18 protein-coding genes are annotated in these 13055 nt (G+C 61.5%); 6 read left to right on the top strand and 12 right to left on the bottom strand.

Translation table 11 applies throughout. The features are described 5' to 3' along the window. Positions 1 to 17: 17 nt before the first annotated feature. Positions 18 to 527 (top strand): hypothetical protein, encoded by a 510-nt coding sequence (locus SLH49_RS08625; protein ID WP_320268763.1) that lies wholly within the window; start codon positions 18 to 20, stop codon positions 525 to 527. On the opposite strand, the gene SLH49_RS08620 is transcribed toward SLH49_RS08625, so the two are convergent. Then, positions 524 to 802 (bottom strand): DUF3572 domain-containing protein, encoded by a 279-nt coding sequence (locus tag SLH49_RS08620; RefSeq protein ID WP_320268762.1) that lies wholly within the window; start codon positions 800 to 802, stop codon positions 524 to 526. The two genes, SLH49_RS08625 and SLH49_RS08620, sit on opposite strands and share 4 nt — an antisense overlap. 91 nt (positions 803 to 893) lie before the next feature. Between SLH49_RS08620 and SLH49_RS08615 the strand changes: the two genes are divergently transcribed. Continuing rightward, a complete protein-coding gene (locus SLH49_RS08615) occupies positions 894 to 2285 on the top strand; it encodes a diguanylate cyclase (protein ID WP_320268761.1) in 1392 nt (463 codons plus the stop codon). On the opposite strand, the gene SLH49_RS08610 is transcribed toward SLH49_RS08615, so the two are convergent. The 4 genes from SLH49_RS08610 to SLH49_RS08595 all read right to left on the bottom strand — a co-directional run bounded on the left by SLH49_RS08610 (position 2274) and on the right by SLH49_RS08595 (position 4206). After that, entirely contained in the window at positions 2274 to 2759 is a 486-nt protein-coding gene (locus tag SLH49_RS08610; protein ID WP_320268760.1) for a periplasmic heavy metal sensor, read from the bottom strand. The genes SLH49_RS08615 and SLH49_RS08610 overlap by 12 nt on opposite strands. Further along, positions 2752 to 3099, bottom strand: a complete 348-nt coding sequence (locus tag SLH49_RS08605) for a hypothetical protein (protein WP_320268759.1) — start codon at positions 3097 to 3099, stop codon at positions 2752 to 2754. Before SLH49_RS08605 ends, SLH49_RS08610 begins: the two co-directional genes overlap by 8 nt. Next, positions 3092 to 3679 (bottom strand): RNA polymerase sigma factor, encoded by a 588-nt coding sequence (locus tag SLH49_RS08600; protein ID WP_320268758.1) that lies wholly within the window; start codon positions 3677 to 3679, stop codon positions 3092 to 3094. The genes SLH49_RS08605 and SLH49_RS08600 overlap by 8 nt, the downstream gene beginning before the upstream one ends. A 77-nt stretch (positions 3680 to 3756) precedes the next feature. Further along, entirely contained in the window at positions 3757 to 4206 is a 450-nt protein-coding gene (locus SLH49_RS08595; RefSeq protein ID WP_320268757.1) for an EF-hand domain-containing protein, read from the bottom strand. 160 nt (positions 4207 to 4366) lie between these two features. Between SLH49_RS08595 and SLH49_RS08590 the strand changes: the two genes are divergently transcribed. Continuing rightward, positions 4367 to 4756, top strand: a complete 390-nt coding sequence (locus SLH49_RS08590; RefSeq protein ID WP_320268756.1) for a DUF983 domain-containing protein — start codon at positions 4367 to 4369, stop codon at positions 4754 to 4756. Beyond that, positions 4746 to 5453 carry an NUDIX hydrolase gene (locus tag SLH49_RS08585; protein ID WP_320268755.1) on the top strand — a complete coding sequence of 236 codons (708 nt, stop codon included), beginning with the start codon at positions 4746 to 4748 and terminating at the stop codon, positions 5451 to 5453. Before SLH49_RS08590 ends, SLH49_RS08585 begins: the two co-directional genes overlap by 11 nt. Here SLH49_RS08585 and SLH49_RS08580 read toward each other — a convergent pair. Both SLH49_RS08580 and SLH49_RS08575 read right to left on the bottom strand, forming a co-directional pair. Continuing rightward, entirely contained in the window at positions 5450 to 6352 is a 903-nt protein-coding gene (locus tag SLH49_RS08580) for a DMT family transporter (protein ID WP_320268754.1), read from the bottom strand. The two genes, SLH49_RS08585 and SLH49_RS08580, sit on opposite strands and share 4 nt — an antisense overlap. Positions 6353 to 6377: 25 nt before the next feature. Then, positions 6378 to 7265: a fatty acid desaturase gene (locus tag SLH49_RS08575; protein ID WP_320268753.1), complete on the bottom strand. Its 888-nt coding sequence runs from the start codon at positions 7263 to 7265 to the stop codon at positions 6378 to 6380. 82 nt (positions 7266 to 7347) lie between these two features. On the opposite strand from SLH49_RS08575, the gene SLH49_RS08570 reads away from it, so the two are divergent. Continuing rightward, complete coding sequence (locus SLH49_RS08570; RefSeq protein WP_320268752.1) at positions 7348 to 8214, top strand: helix-turn-helix transcriptional regulator; 867 nt, start codon at positions 7348 to 7350, stop codon at positions 8212 to 8214. A 77-nt stretch (positions 8215 to 8291) separates the two neighbouring features. Here SLH49_RS08570 and SLH49_RS08565 read toward each other — a convergent pair whose 3' ends face one another. The 4 genes from SLH49_RS08565 to SLH49_RS08550 are packed head-to-tail and all read right to left on the bottom strand — an operon-like array spanning position 8292 to position 11424. Continuing rightward, positions 8292 to 9752, bottom strand: coding sequence for a carnitine 3-dehydrogenase (locus SLH49_RS08565; RefSeq protein WP_320268751.1), 1461 nt, complete (start codon positions 9750 to 9752; stop codon positions 8292 to 8294). A 6-nt stretch (positions 9753 to 9758) separates the two neighbouring features. After that, positions 9759 to 10001: a hypothetical protein gene (locus SLH49_RS08560; protein ID WP_320268750.1), complete on the bottom strand. Its 243-nt coding sequence runs from the start codon at positions 9999 to 10001 to the stop codon at positions 9759 to 9761. After that, a complete protein-coding gene (locus SLH49_RS08555; RefSeq protein WP_320268749.1) occupies positions 9998 to 10513 on the bottom strand; it encodes a lipocalin family protein in 516 nt (171 codons plus the stop codon). The genes SLH49_RS08560 and SLH49_RS08555 overlap by 4 nt, the downstream gene beginning before the upstream one ends. Beyond that, positions 10510 to 11424, bottom strand: coding sequence for a 3-keto-5-aminohexanoate cleavage protein (locus SLH49_RS08550; protein ID WP_320268748.1), 915 nt, complete (start codon positions 11422 to 11424; stop codon positions 10510 to 10512). Before SLH49_RS08550 ends, SLH49_RS08555 begins: the two co-directional genes overlap by 4 nt. A 256-nt stretch (positions 11425 to 11680) precedes the next feature. On the opposite strand from SLH49_RS08550, the gene SLH49_RS08545 reads away from it, so the two are divergent. Continuing rightward, positions 11681 to 12139 (top strand): GNAT family N-acetyltransferase, encoded by a 459-nt coding sequence (locus SLH49_RS08545; protein WP_320268747.1) that lies wholly within the window; start codon positions 11681 to 11683, stop codon positions 12137 to 12139. 33 nt (positions 12140 to 12172) lie between these two features. Here SLH49_RS08545 and SLH49_RS08540 read toward each other — a convergent pair whose 3' ends face one another. Continuing rightward, positions 12173 to 12946 carry an OmpA family protein gene (locus SLH49_RS08540; protein WP_320268746.1) on the bottom strand — a complete coding sequence of 258 codons (774 nt, stop codon included), beginning with the start codon at positions 12944 to 12946 and terminating at the stop codon, positions 12173 to 12175. Positions 12947 to 13055: the final 109 nt, after the last annotated feature.

Genomic DNA, 13055 nt, shown 5'->3' with positions numbered 1-13055 from the left:
GCTTTAAAGGACCGGCAGTGATCTTGTTTGATGCCATCATCGCCGCCCCCACAGTCGCCGCACGTGATGCATGTCCTGGCGACATCCTGGAAGTGTCAACACTCTCAGGCACGCCACATCAGGTCGGTCATGTGGCCGCTGTGCGCGTCCATTGGGGTCTGCTGGATTTGCACCTGACAGAGACCATCACCGCGCATGAAAGACCGTCACATATCTCGATCTCGCGCCTTCCCATGGGCGCATCTCCCTATGATCCGGCAGAACGCTTGCCGCCGCCGGGGACTGAGTTGTTTCCAAATCCGGAACGGACTTTCCAACGCGCGTTTGGCACTGACCCGGTTTCTCAAATATTCCATTTCACCTTGCGACAACGAGACGTGGAAACTGTTCTTGAGATAAGCTGGGGCGTCTCTAAGCGGCGGCGCCTGACCGCTTGGGGGAACCGCCGCGACTCGCGTCACCTGGCATCGGAACTTGAAGCGATGCTTGACGCCATTTTTGCGCGGGCCACGGCGCGGTTGGGCTAAGTCCAGTTGACCTGCTGCGCACCCGGGAGCGCGTAGCGCGCCCGCAAGGGAACATCGTAGGCGAGGTCATGGACGTCGCAGAAGGCGATGATCCAGGCATCGTCCATTGTAAGAAATTCGAGCACGGAGGCCTGAAATGCAGGATCAGAGGCCTGCATGCGCAGGTCATAGGCTGAACCGCCGGTCGCGCTCAGAAAGATGGGGCAAAGCTCCTCGTTCCCGGCCAACCAGCCAAGCGCCTTCAGCGCGATGATCTGTGCCTGTTCGGGTCCCATTCAAAATCCTTACACTCTCAGAAACCGTTTCTTAACCAATCAACCTCAAATTGTCGGCAATTGCGCGAACGGAAGTCAAAGAGGTCCAAGGATGTCAGGTCGTATACTGATCATTGATACGGTTGCAACAAACAGAATCGTTCTGAAGGTCAAGATGCTGTCGGCGCAGTTCAGCGTGGATGCCTGTTCCAGCCGGATCGAGGCCGAGGCGATCATCGCGACAAACCGGCCCGATCTGATCCTGATCAACCTGTCCGACCCGGTAGAAGACCGCCACGCATTCTGTCAGGCCTTGCGTCAGGACCCGCAGACCGCATCGATTGCGATCATCGCGGTGGGCGTGGCGGACACGTCACGCGCGCGCTTTGCGGCCCTCGATGCGGGGGCGGATGATGTCTTGCCGCGGCCGATGAATGACACGCTTCTTCTGGCGCGGATCCGCAGCCTCTTGCGTGTGCGCAGTGCCACGGAAGAGCTGATGCTGCGTGACAGCACCAGCCGCGCGCTCGGCTTTGAAGAGGCGCGGGCCAGTTTTGAGAAGGCGGCCAATGTGGCGCTGCTCGCCCCTATTGAAACCGATCATCCTGGCTTCCGCACCATTCTGCAGGCAGGTCTGTCGGTGCCTGTTCGAGTGCTTGATACAAACGCCGTGTTGCGGACCGCAAATGTGGAACCGATCCCCGATTTGTTCGTGATCGATGCCACGCAGGTGGAGACACAGCAAGCGAAGCTCTTTGGGCTGGTTTCTGACCTGCGCTCACGCACGGAGACTCGGTTGTCGACGCTGCTCATCATCGTGCCAGACGGCATGCCGGAAGAGGCGGCGATGTTCCTTGATCTGGGGGCCGATGACATAGTGGTGGCAAGCACCTCGGAAGGTGAATTGACCTTGCGAGCCAAGGCGTTGGTGCGGCGCAAGCTGTTGCATGATCGGCTACGCGATACGGTGCGCGACGGGCTGCAGGCGGCGGTGACCGACCCGCTGACCGGGCTTTACAACCGCCGCTATGCCGAGCCGCATCTGGCAAGGATGGCCGATCAGGCGCGCAAGGCAGATCGCGATTTTGCGGTGATGATGATGGATATCGATCACTTCAAATCCATCAATGACACTTACGGACATGCGGCGGGCGACCGTGTGCTGGTCCAACTGGCCGAACGCCTGCGAGAGAACCTGCGCACCATTGATCTTGTTGCCCGGGTGGGTGGGGAAGAGTTCCTCGTGGCCCTGCCCCGTACCACCACGGCACAGGCCCATGCGACGGCCAACAGGTTGCGCCGTCTGGTCAATTGCCGCCCGTTCGATCTGGGCGAGGAAGAGCCGGAACTCCGCGTCACGGTCTCGGTCGGGGTGGCGGTAAGCCATCAGAACGGGCTGCCGGAGGAAGAGCCGCGCGCGGTTTGTGACAAGGCCGATGCCGCGCTCTACGCCGCTAAATCGGCGGGGCGCAATCAGGTTGCGATGAGCCGCTCAGCCGCCTGAAGGGCGATCCCTGTCAGAGCGGATGCGCCGCATCTCGGCCTCAAGCGCTGCGGCGAATTCCAGGCGTCGTTCGGGTGTCATCTCGCTGACAAGATCAAGCAAGGCCGCCTGAATGATGCGCTGCAATTCCGTTGTACGGACGGCCTGTGCCTCCATCACAGCAGCCATTTCAGCGGCGTCAAAGGGATCAGCGCCGAGGGTTGCCACGACATCCCGCATGCCGCCGCGCAGGTCCAGATCGCGCAGGGTGCCGTCGCGGAAGAGGCTGCGGCGCAATACGCGCCGTTCATCGGGGGTAAGGGCGCGGCCCAATGGGCCCAGCCCCAACTCAATCTGAGGCGGTGGTCCGTCTTTCAGGCGGCCCGACGCCGCCGCCCCGGCAACAAGTCCCACGATGGCGAGGTTGAGTGCCAGGGAAATAGCCAGGATCACGCGCCAGAGTCGGCTAGGTTTGGAAGGGGTCGTGTCAGCCATCGGCAAGGGGGTCCATGTCAAATACGGTGTCGCTGCTGAGAATACCAACGGCCACCTGTTCGCCCAGCATGGCGGCAGTGAAATCTTCGACGGATGCGGGCGGTGCGACACCAATCCAAAGCCCGCCGAGTGTGGCCGCAACCAGACCGCCCGCTGCGGGCCAGCCGCCGATCATGTCAAAGAACCGGTCAAGCAGCGTGGGCTTTGGCGTGGCGGCAGCGTGACGCACAGCAGCGGCATCGGCCAGCACCCGGGCCACGAGTGCCTCGCTCGGCTCAGGGGCGACGTTGCGCGCCTGCCCAAAAAGATCATCTAGCATATCATCATTCGGATCAGTCATCGTGATATCCCAATTCCGCCTTGCGCCCGGCCAATATGGCGGCCAGGGCCCGTTTGCCGCGTGCTGTGAGACTTTCCACGGACCGCACGCTGATGTCCATGATTTGCGCAATTTCCGGGTTCGAAAGCCCCTCCAGATGCCGTAGCGAGACCGCCGTGGCCTGACGTTCCGGCAGTTCCGCCAATGCGTCGGACAGGGCCCGCAGGCGGGTTTGCGTCTGCATCCGCGCGGCCACGCTTGGCGTTTCATCGGGTGGCTCTGCCACCTGATCGAGCGAGACCCCGCCCCGTCGCCTGCGCAGACGATCCGTGCACAGGTTCGCCGTGACCTGATAAAGCCAGGTGCTGACCTGCGCAGTACCCGCGCGCCAATCCGGTGCGATCTTCCACAGACGCAACATCGCCTCTTGCGCGACATCCTCGGCCTCGGTCGGGTTGGCGAGCATCCGGGTGGCCTGCGCCAGGACCCGCGGCAAAAGGCGTTGTGTCAATTCACGCGCCGCCTGCCCATTCCCTTGGGCAAACGCCAAAAGCAGATCCGCATCCGAGACGCTGACCTTCGGATCCCACGTGGTGTTCATCGGGTGTTTTGCTACCGCCCTTGGCCGCCTTGTGTAAATGGCAGAAGGCCAGAGGCCGCCTTCTGCCATCGATGCGCTCATCCGCGGTCGCGCTGGCCTTTGCGGCCATCGGCCCGCTCGATGGCGGCATCAAACTCGGCCTGCGTGACGGCGCCATCGCCATCAGCATCGATCCGTTCAAACATCCGACCGGCACGGTCGCCGCGCTGGGGCATCTCATCCTGCTGCAGAACGCCATCATCATTGGCATCAAAACGGTCCATCATGCGCCCGATCCGCTCGGCCTGGCGGGCATCCGCGGCAGCGGTCATCTCTTCAACCGACAGCCCGCCATCACCATTTGTGTCAGCAGCAGCAAAGCGCGCGGCACCTTGCGCCTGCATCTCTTCCAGCGTCAGGCTGCCATCATTGTTCAGATCAAGCGTCTGAAAGTCCGGCCGCTCACGCGGGCCGTCCTGAGCCTGGGCTGCGGCGCTGCTCATCACCACTGCAGAGAGTATCGCAGTCAAGAGGATTGTCTTTTTCATCTTTTTTCCTTTTGTTATGCAGCGTGTTGTGCTGCTGACATTCCTTGAACGGCGGGGCCTGGTTTTTCCGTCGCGCGGTGGCGCAATTCTTTACAAATTGCCGCATCCCCTTTTCAAAGAGGTGCGGATAGGTCATCTGAGCCGCAAGATCGGAGACATTATGACAGATGCAATGACCCACGAGGATGAGCGGCCCATGCGCCCTGCCCTGATGCACGGTCTGCGCTGCCGGTGTCCGAAATGCGGTGATGGACAGCTTTTCACCAGCTATCTGAAGGTCACCGACAATTGCCCGAATTGCGGTGAGGCCCTGCATCATCACCGCGCAGATGATGGCCCGGCCTATCTGACGATCCTGATCGTGGCGCATATCATCGGCTTTGCCATTCATATCATGTGGGTAGTCTGGCGGCCCGAACCATGGGTGATGGCCACGGTGCTGAGCGTGGGGGCAGTTGCGCTTTCGCTGGCCCTGCTGCCGCGTCTGAAGGGCATGATTGTGGGCATCCAATGGGCACGGCGGATGCATGGCTTTGGGCATGCGGCCTAATCTGGTCCCTAAACCACGGACCGGGCCTGCCCCGATCCGGGACGCCGCAACGATCATCGTTTTGCGCCACGCCGACACGAACCCGATGGTGCTGATGGGCCAGCGCGGCGCCAAGGCCGCGTTTATGCCGGGCAAGTTCGTCTTTCCCGGCGGGGCTGTCGATGCTGATGACGCGCGCGTTCCGCTGACTGCCCTGTCCTCAATCGATGAGGAGCGGCTGAAGAGCGAAAGCCGGGTGTCCCCTATTTCGCTCGCTGCGGCCGCCATCCGCGAATTGTGGGAAGAGACGGGGCAGATGTTGGGCACGGTGGGGTCCTGGCCGCATCCACCCGAAAATTGGCGGCGCTTTGCGGATACCGGGCATTGGCCAAACGGGCGCGCGCTGCAATTCTTTTTCCGGGCAGTCACGCCAGAGGGGCGTCCGCGCCGGTTTGACGCGCGGTTCTTTCTCGCCTCGGCGGATGATCTCGTCACCGACCCGGATGACTTCTTTGGCGCCGAGGATGAACTCGCGCATCTGCAATGGGTGCCTTTGGCGGCGGCACGGCAATTCGATCTGCCGTTTATCACGCAGGTGGTGCTGGCGGAGTTGATCGTCCATCTCAAACAAGGCGGCCCGCCTGCCACGGTCCCGTTCTTTCGCAATGATGATGAGGCGCATCTGGTCAGCCGCCTTGAGGGCAAGTCACCGCTTTAGGTGACGAGGACCAGAATGATGATGCTCGCCGTGAGCAGCGTCAGCCCCTGCCATTCGCGCCCAGTAACCTTCTCACCAAAGACGAATGCGCCGATCAGGAGTGAGAACAAAAGCTCTACCTGCCCCACCGCATTCACATAAGCCGCGTTCTGCAGGGTGAAGGCCGTGAACCAGCAGATGGAGCCGACCATGCTGGTCAGCCCCACAAGGCCCGCGACACGCCAGGCGCGCAAAACGGTGCTGATCTGCCCCCTCTCACGCCAGGCCAGATAGGCCGCCATTGAAAGCGTCTGAAACGCGGTTACAAAGGCCAGCGTGATGATCGCGCGATAGAAGACATCGCCATCACCCAGCGACAGGGATGCGCCGCGATAGCCGTTGCCGGAAATCCCGAAGAGAATGCCGGCGCCAAGGCCCAACGCCGTCGCCCGGGTGAAGATCCGTTGATGCCAGGGGCCCGTGCCGCCCGGCGGGTCCGACAGCAAAAGAACCCCGGCAAGGCCAACGCACATCGCGAAAATCGCCCAGCCGGTGAAGACGTCACCGAGGATCAGAAAGCCGAACAGCGCGCTCAGCAGCACTTCGGTCTTTTTGAACGTGATCCCGACAGCAAAGTTGCGATGCATGAAGAGGGCCACGACACACATCGTGGCAAGGATCTGCGACGTGCCGCCTGCAAGCATGTAGGGCCAGAACTGCGCGGGGACCTGTGGTGCGCCCTGCCCGGTTGTCGTGGCATAAAGGGTCGCGATCACCGCGACCAACGGCGCGGAATAGATAAACCGCGCAAAGGTCGCCCCAGCAGTCGAAAGCTGGGTCGCCTTGAGGTGCTTTTGCAGCATGAAGCGCAAGGTCTGCGCGGCGGCGGCACCAAGTGTGATCAGTATCCAGGGTTCCATCAGAAACCCCTATGCACCCAATCGTCTAGCGCCGCCAGAGCGGGTGCGCGACGGGGTCCTTGCGGTGCCAGAGGTAGCGGGCAAAAACCTCTGTGTATGAGCGGTAGACATAGCCGCCATTGCGCCTCTGATAGTGGTCCTTGCGTGACTGGTAGAGCGCGGGCAGATCGTACCACGCAACGCCCGGATGCATGTGGTGGACCACGTGCAGGTTGTTGTTGAGGAAGAGAAAGGCAAAGGGTCCGCGATCCTCAATGATGACGCTGCGCCCGCTGGCGCGTTCGTGGGCCTGATGCTCCAGAAACGTGCGCAGTTTTAGAAGCGACATCGCGAAATAGGCAGCGATGAAATAGGCCCAAACGGGGATAGGTGCGACCAAGATCACCCAGAGCGTGACGATGAGCGCAGGGATGTGCAGCGCCCAGCCGCGTGTGACGGCGGCATCGCGCATGCGCCATTCGCCCAGCATGAACATGATCGTTCCTATGGCGGGCCCGAGGATCAGCCGTCCGGCGAGCGTATTATTCCAAGTCAGGATCATCTGAACTGCGCTCGGCAACCTCTCCCATGTCCCAGGATCGAGGAAATTGGTTTCTGGATCATCATAAGGGTCGGTCAGCGTGGCGTCGTTATGATGCGCCAGATGTGTGGCCTTGAACCGCGCATAGGGCACGATCAGCATCAGCGGCGGCCAGATCAGCGCGTCGTTCAGCCATTGCCACCGAAACGGATGGCCGTGGATCACCTCGTGCTGGAGCGAGGCATGGAGCGCGATAATGATCGCAAGCAGCGGTATTGCCAGCACGATCGGCGAAAACCAAAGCGCCGCGAACCACGCACCATAGCAAATGACGATAAGGCCCAGCGTGGGCCAGGCGACCCCGCCGGGACGGTTCTTGTTATCCTGTCCCATACTGACATTCTGCGGCGTCACGCCGCTCTTGCCCATTCTGAGAGTAGTTCACAAAAACCGCGATCTGTGATTTTTTGATGCCATGGTGATAAAAATCGACAAACGTGAGCGCGCGCAACTCTTCCGTGATCGCCTGCAGGCGGCCATGTCTGCGGTGCAGATGTCACAAAGCGCTTTGGCCCGGCAGGTGGGTGTTGATCGATCAACACTGTCGCAACTCCTGAAGGACAAGGGCGCGAGACTGCCAAATGCACAATTGGTGGCCGAGGTGGCGGCAGGGCTGGGGGTGAGCGCCGACTGGCTGCTGGGTCTGTCGGACCGGCCCGAACAGGCGGCTGATCTGGTGGCCACCGCTATTTCGATGACCGAAGCGCCCCGCGCGATGGTCGATGACCAAATCTTTGCCTGGCATCAGGAGGCCGCGGGCTACAAGATCAGGCACGTACCCGCAGGCCTGCCGGATATGCTCAAGACCGAGGATATGTTGCGTTGGGAGTACGCGCCCTCGCTCGGCAAGACGATTGATCAGGCCATTGGCGCAAGCCGCGACAGGCTGAACTGGATGCGCGGCGCGCGGTCGGATTACGAGATCGCGATACCCATGGCGGAATTGGAGGCTTTTGCGGGCGCGACGGGTTATTACGCTGGCATTTCGCCCGCTTTGCGGCAGACACAACTGCTTCAATTGCGCGATTTGCACGCCCAGCTTTATCCTTCTTTGCGCCTGCACATCTTTGACAAGCGACAGCTTTTTTCGGCGCCCGTCACGGTGTTCGGACCGCTTCTGGCGGTTATCTATATTGGGCAGAACTACCTTGTCTTTCGCGACACCGATCGCGTCGTTGCCATCACGCAGCACTTCGATGCGCTGGTCCGGGCGGCCGCCATCGGGCAGCGGGAACTCGCGGCGTATTTCGATGGGCTGATTGCTGAGATATCTGGAAACTAAGCTTAGACGCGAGTTGGACCGGGCCCCCGGCCCGGGCCGCGCCCGACCCTCCCACCGGGAGGGCGCGGCCCTACAAACTAACCTTTAACACCAACAGCTTTCCCGGCCCCGTCAGGTCTCGGCAGTATCGCATGCGCCTCAGCCACCTTTGCCAGCACCTCTGCCAAATGCGGCGCGGGTGCGCTGGCGCGGCGTGTCTCAAGGTTCACATGGATCAGCATGTGCTCGCCTGTCGCGAGCTCGCGCGTGCCTTCGTACATTCGGTGAAAGAGATGCATCTTCTTGCCTTCGCCCAGCAGCACCCGCGTCTCGATGCGGATCACGGCACCGGCATGAACCTCGTTCAGATGGCGGATATGGGTCTCGGCAGTGAAAAAGCTGCCGCCCGTCGCGATGTATTCCGCGTCGCAACCGATCAGCAGCATCATCCGGTCGGTCGCATCGCCAAAGGCCTGCAGATACCGCGCCTCGTTCATATGGCCGTTATAGTCGGTCCAGTCGAGCGGGACGGCGCGGTGCACGGTCACGATGGGCCGGCTGAGGTCATCCGGTAGGGCCACAGCACCTTCAACCCGGCGGTCCCGCGCATTCAGCAGCGCCCCTGCCCCGGCATCGCGGGCCTTGAGCCCGCGCAGGATAGTCACAAGGTTATCGTCGCGCATGCGTTCGAGTTCGCGGATCGTGTAGTCGCCCGATTGCGCATCGGATTGGTCCGCAATCTGGGTGATCAGGTCATCGGTGAGGTCAGGGACATCCATCAGCTTGGTCCAGGGCCACTTCAGCGCGGGGCCGAATTGCGCGATGAAATGGCGCATGCCCGCCTCGCCACCGGCGATCCGGTAAGTCTCAAAAAGGCCCATCTGCGCCCAGCGCAGGCCAAAACCATAGCGGATCGCGTTGTCGATCTCTTCAGTTGTGGCGATACCGTCGTTGATCAGCCACAGCGCCTCGCGCCAGACGGCTTCAAGGAAACGGTCGGCGATATGGGCGTCGATTTCAGCGCGCACGTGCAAGGGATACATGCCGATTTCGGTCAGGATGGCCTTTGCCGTTTCGGTGGTCTCTGCTGCCGTGGAAGGGCTCGGCACCAGTTCGACCAAGGGCAACAGATAGACCGGGTTGAACGGATGTGTGACGAGGATTTGCCCCGGTCGTTTTGCGTGTTCCTGCAATTCAGATGGTCTGAACCCGCTGGTCGATGAGCCGATGATGGCGTCGGGCGCGCAGTGTTCCTGGACCGTGCGATAAACCTCCCGCTTGAGCTCAAGCCTTTCGGGCACGCTTTCCTGAATCCAGATCGCGCCTGAGACTGCGTCGGGGATCGTATCATGGAATGTCAGCGCGCCTTCAGGTGGCAAAGCCACGTCAGACAGACCGGGGAGCGACCTGCGTGCGTTGTCCAGCACTGCGCCCAATTTGCGCTCGGCTTCCGGGTCCGGGTCAAATACTCGCACATCCCAACCCATCAAAAGGAATCGCGCGGCCCAACCGCCTCCGATCACACCGCCGCCGATGATTGCTGCCGTCTGACCACTCATGCGGCGCTACCCGGCATTGGCGGGGTTGTCGAATTCATCGACGGGCTGCGGCTCACCACGCACCGAGGGGTCGCAAGCGATCATCGCGGTATTGGCGTCCCGGATGATCAGGCCACCGCGCGACCGGCAATCCTCAAAGCTCATGCGGCCACCGATGACCATGAATTCGGGATTGCCCCCGCCGCCGAAGCCCGCGCCGCCATCGCAGGCGGCCAAAAGTGTGACAAAACCAATCGCGAGACGCTTCATTGCGCGACCTCCTTTAGCCGGGTCAGATCATAGCCGTTGAAGGCAAGCACATCCTTGGCCGCGTTCAACCGGTCGGCGCGGATCTCGGGCGTGCGGTTCAGGATCCAGCCCGCGCGTCCGTTCGGCGCACCGACGACAGCGGTCTGGTAGTCTTCGTCGGTCCAAAGCACCCAGTAATCGGCGGCCACAAAGGGCACCGAGGGGAAGCGCACCTTGAGCCTGCCGGGGCCGACAATTTCGGCGGTGCCCGCAATGCGGGATTTTTCAGTACCATCAGGGTTGCGGCAGATATTCAGGACCGAGATGAGCCCGTCATCGCGCGCGCCGTATTCGGCGGTCACACCCACGCAGCCTCTCTCAAACGGAACGGGATAGCGCGCAACCTCGAACCAGAGGCCCAGGTAACGGTCAGGTTCGAACACAGCCTTGGAGGCGATGGGCGCATCGGTATCACGGTAGACCTCAAGCACCCCACAACCGGAGAGCAGCAGTGCGAAAACCAGCGCCCTCATGCCGCGACCGGGGCGCGTTTGGTCAGGTCCAGTTTCGCGCGGACCTTATCGGGGCCGATCACCCGCGCGCCAAGGTTTTCAATGATGCCAACGGCGCGCTCCACAAGCTGTGCATTCGTGGCAAGCACGCCTTTGTCGAGCATCAGATTATCCTCCAAACCGACGCGCACATTGCCCCCAGCGAGTACGGCGGCGGCGACATAAGGCATCTGCGACCGGCCGAGGCCGAAGGCCGAGAAGACCCAATCATCAGGCACATTGTTGACCATGGCTATGAAGGTATTGAGGTCATCGGGCGCGCCCCAGGGCACGCCCATGCAAAGCTGCACCAAAGCCGGGCTGTCGAGGATGCCGTCCTGCACAAGTTGCTTGGCGTACCAAAGATGGCCGGTGTCAAACGCTTCGATCTCCGGTTTCACGCCCAGATCGGTCATCATCCGGCCCATGGCCTGCAACATGCCGGGCGTGTTGGTCATGACATAATCGGCCTCGGCGAAGTTCATCGTGCCGCAATCGAGCGTGCAGATTTCGGGCAGACAGGCGGCGACATGGGCCACACGTTCCGTGGCCCCAACCATGTCAGTACCTTCAACAGTCGGCAGCGGAGCCTCGGTCCCGCCAAAGACGATATCGCCGCCCATGCCAGCAGTCAGGTTCAGGACGACATCAACTTCAGCATCACGGATGCGGTCTGTGACTTCGCGGTAAAGCGCCAGATCGCGCGACGGCACGCCGGTTTCCGGGTCGCGCACATGACAATGAACAATCGCCGCCCCGGCTTTCGCGGCATCAATGGCGCTCTCGGCAATCTGCTTAGGCGAGCGTGGCACATGCGGGCTGCGCTCCTGAGTGGAGCCGGACCCGGTCACGGCGCAGGTGATGAACACCTCGCGGTTCATTTGCAATGGCATCGCCGCCCTCCCTCGGTCGTTTTGCGCGACACTGGGCGAAATTGGACGGGCGCACAAGGCAATCCTTGACAGATCGGCCCCGGGTCTGGCAGTTCATTTGCCATGACCAAGCGACCGCACATTGCCAGCGTTTATTTTACCAGCGCCATATAGCGGCGGCTGGACCTTTCTGACATCTGACATCAACAGCCGCCCGCAAGGGTGCTGAAGCTGATCTGTGTCCTTGCGCGGGGCCAAACGCCAAGGATCACGAGACATGACGACATTTTCTATCACCCCGGCAGCGCCACGCGACCTGCCTCATATACAAGCCATGATCCGCTGCTTATCCGCCTTCCACGGCGATGAAGCAGAGGTCACGTTAGAGCAACTGCAAGACTTCTTCTTTGGCGATCACGCCCCGGCGCTGGCCTTTGTTGCGCGTGATGGGCGAGAGATTGTGGGCTATGCGGGGGTTTTGAAAAAGCTGCAAATCCACTCGGCCCGGATCGGTTTTGACATCCAGCATCTTTATGTCGCTGAACGCTCACGCGCCCAAGGTGTCGGACGCGCCCTGATCGCGACAGTCAGGGAAAATGCCGAAGAGGTCGGGGCCAAAGTCGTGACGATTGGCACCGCGCCGGACAATCCCACCGCGCATGCGGCCTACCGCGCGATGGGGTTGGAGGAGATCACCGATGCGGGTCCCCGTTTCAGAGTATTCCACGACAAGTAGGATGGGCGCTTCCGACCACCCTACCCCACGGCTTCAGCCAGCATCGGGCAGCAGGAATTCCACACGGCGGTTCAGTGCACGGCCTTCGGGGTTGTCCGAGCCATCGGCGCGCAGGTTATCAGCAACAGGGTCAACCTCGCCAATCCCTGTTGCGGTCACCACATCAGCGCTCAGTGCACTATTGGCGATCAGCCAGTCGCGTACAGCATTCGCGCGACGCAGGCCCAGTTCCTGATTGGAGACCTCATCACCAATGGCATCGGTGTGTCCCGCAATCTGCAGCGCAGTGGCGCCTTCAAGTTCAGGCGCAAGCTCTTCCAAGAGGCTCACCGCTGCCGGTTCCAGCCTGTCATCGCCGAAACTGAAGAGCACGTCCGACAGCATCATCATCGCATCCGCCTCGCCATCTTCGCCCTTGCGCACCGCCAGCGCGTCATGGGTTTCGGCCAGCGCGACGAGATCAACAGCAGGTGGAGCCACATCGAGCACGGGTGCGACAGTCTCTGGTGCCTGCGCGGCGACATCGATTGCGGGCGGTGTGATGTCATTCACCGCGGCTGCGGCCACCTCTTCAATGGCCTGAGTGGCGGGCAGCGTCAGCTCTTCTTGAGGCACTGCGATCTCGACCTCCGGCATGGCGGGAAAGATCGCAACGGGCTCAGTTGACGGCGTCGCGCCGGTCGCTTCGAGGATCGCCGTCTCGCGCTGCAGGGCTTCGGCGGCGTCGGTGGCGTCAAAAGGCAGCGCTGTTGCCGCGCCAGCCAGCGCGATGAGTGAAAGTGCGGTGAATGTGCGGGCGTTGTTCATGGGTCAGTTCCTGTGGATCAATGGAGCGGTGGTGATATCCAATTGATTAGGACAAATCCGCCTAGGGTAGAAATGAAGCCCTCTCATATCGCCGTTAGCGTCTGTTTCA

The organism is Cognatiyoonia sp. IB215446, from assembly GCF_033963825.1.
GTDB lineage: Bacteria > Pseudomonadota > Alphaproteobacteria > Rhodobacterales > Rhodobacteraceae > Yoonia.
This window is presented reverse-complemented; position numbering and strand designations above follow the sequence as displayed.

What these genes read in the sequence shown, in the direction of transcription:
- SLH49_RS08620 (WP_320268762.1), bottom strand. Translation starts at nt 802, where the DNA reads ATGGGACCCGAACAGGCACAGATCATCGCGCTGAAGGCGCTTGGCTGG.
- SLH49_RS08580 (WP_320268754.1), bottom strand. Translation starts at nt 6,352, where the DNA reads ATGGAACCCTGGATACTGATCACACTTGGTGCCGCCGCCGCGCAGACC.
- SLH49_RS08560 (WP_320268750.1), bottom strand. Translation starts at nt 10,001, where the DNA reads ATGAAGCGTCTCGCGATTGGTTTTGTCACACTTTTGGCCGCCTGCGAT.
- SLH49_RS08545 (WP_320268747.1), top strand. Translation starts at nt 11,681, where the DNA reads ATGACGACATTTTCTATCACCCCGGCAGCGCCACGCGACCTGCCTCAT.
- SLH49_RS08550 (WP_320268748.1), bottom strand. Translation starts at nt 11,424, where the DNA reads ATGCCATTGCAAATGAACCGCGAGGTGTTCATCACCTGCGCCGTGACC.
- SLH49_RS08570 (WP_320268752.1), top strand. Translation starts at nt 7,348, where the DNA reads ATGGTGATAAAAATCGACAAACGTGAGCGCGCGCAACTCTTCCGTGAT.
- SLH49_RS08610 (WP_320268760.1), bottom strand. Translation starts at nt 2,759, where the DNA reads ATGGCTGACACGACCCCTTCCAAACCTAGCCGACTCTGGCGCGTGATC.
- SLH49_RS08595 (WP_320268757.1), bottom strand. Translation starts at nt 4,206, where the DNA reads ATGAAAAAGACAATCCTCTTGACTGCGATACTCTCTGCAGTGGTGATG.
- SLH49_RS08615 (WP_320268761.1), top strand. Translation starts at nt 894, where the DNA reads ATGTCAGGTCGTATACTGATCATTGATACGGTTGCAACAAACAGAATC.
- SLH49_RS08575 (WP_320268753.1), bottom strand. Translation starts at nt 7,265, where the DNA reads ATGGGACAGGATAACAAGAACCGTCCCGGCGGGGTCGCCTGGCCCACG.
- SLH49_RS08600 (WP_320268758.1), bottom strand. Translation starts at nt 3,679, where the DNA reads ATGAACACCACGTGGGATCCGAAGGTCAGCGTCTCGGATGCGGATCTG.
- SLH49_RS08565 (WP_320268751.1), bottom strand. Translation starts at nt 9,752, where the DNA reads ATGAGTGGTCAGACGGCAGCAATCATCGGCGGCGGTGTGATCGGAGGC.
- SLH49_RS08555 (WP_320268749.1), bottom strand. Translation starts at nt 10,513, where the DNA reads ATGAGGGCGCTGGTTTTCGCACTGCTGCTCTCCGGTTGTGGGGTGCTT.
- SLH49_RS08540 (WP_320268746.1), bottom strand. Translation starts at nt 12,946, where the DNA reads ATGAACAACGCCCGCACATTCACCGCACTTTCACTCATCGCGCTGGCT.
- SLH49_RS08590 (WP_320268756.1), top strand. Translation starts at nt 4,367, where the DNA reads ATGACAGATGCAATGACCCACGAGGATGAGCGGCCCATGCGCCCTGCC.
- SLH49_RS08605 (WP_320268759.1), bottom strand. Translation starts at nt 3,099, where the DNA reads ATGACTGATCCGAATGATGATATGCTAGATGATCTTTTTGGGCAGGCG.
- SLH49_RS08585 (WP_320268755.1), top strand. Translation starts at nt 4,746, where the DNA reads ATGCGGCCTAATCTGGTCCCTAAACCACGGACCGGGCCTGCCCCGATC.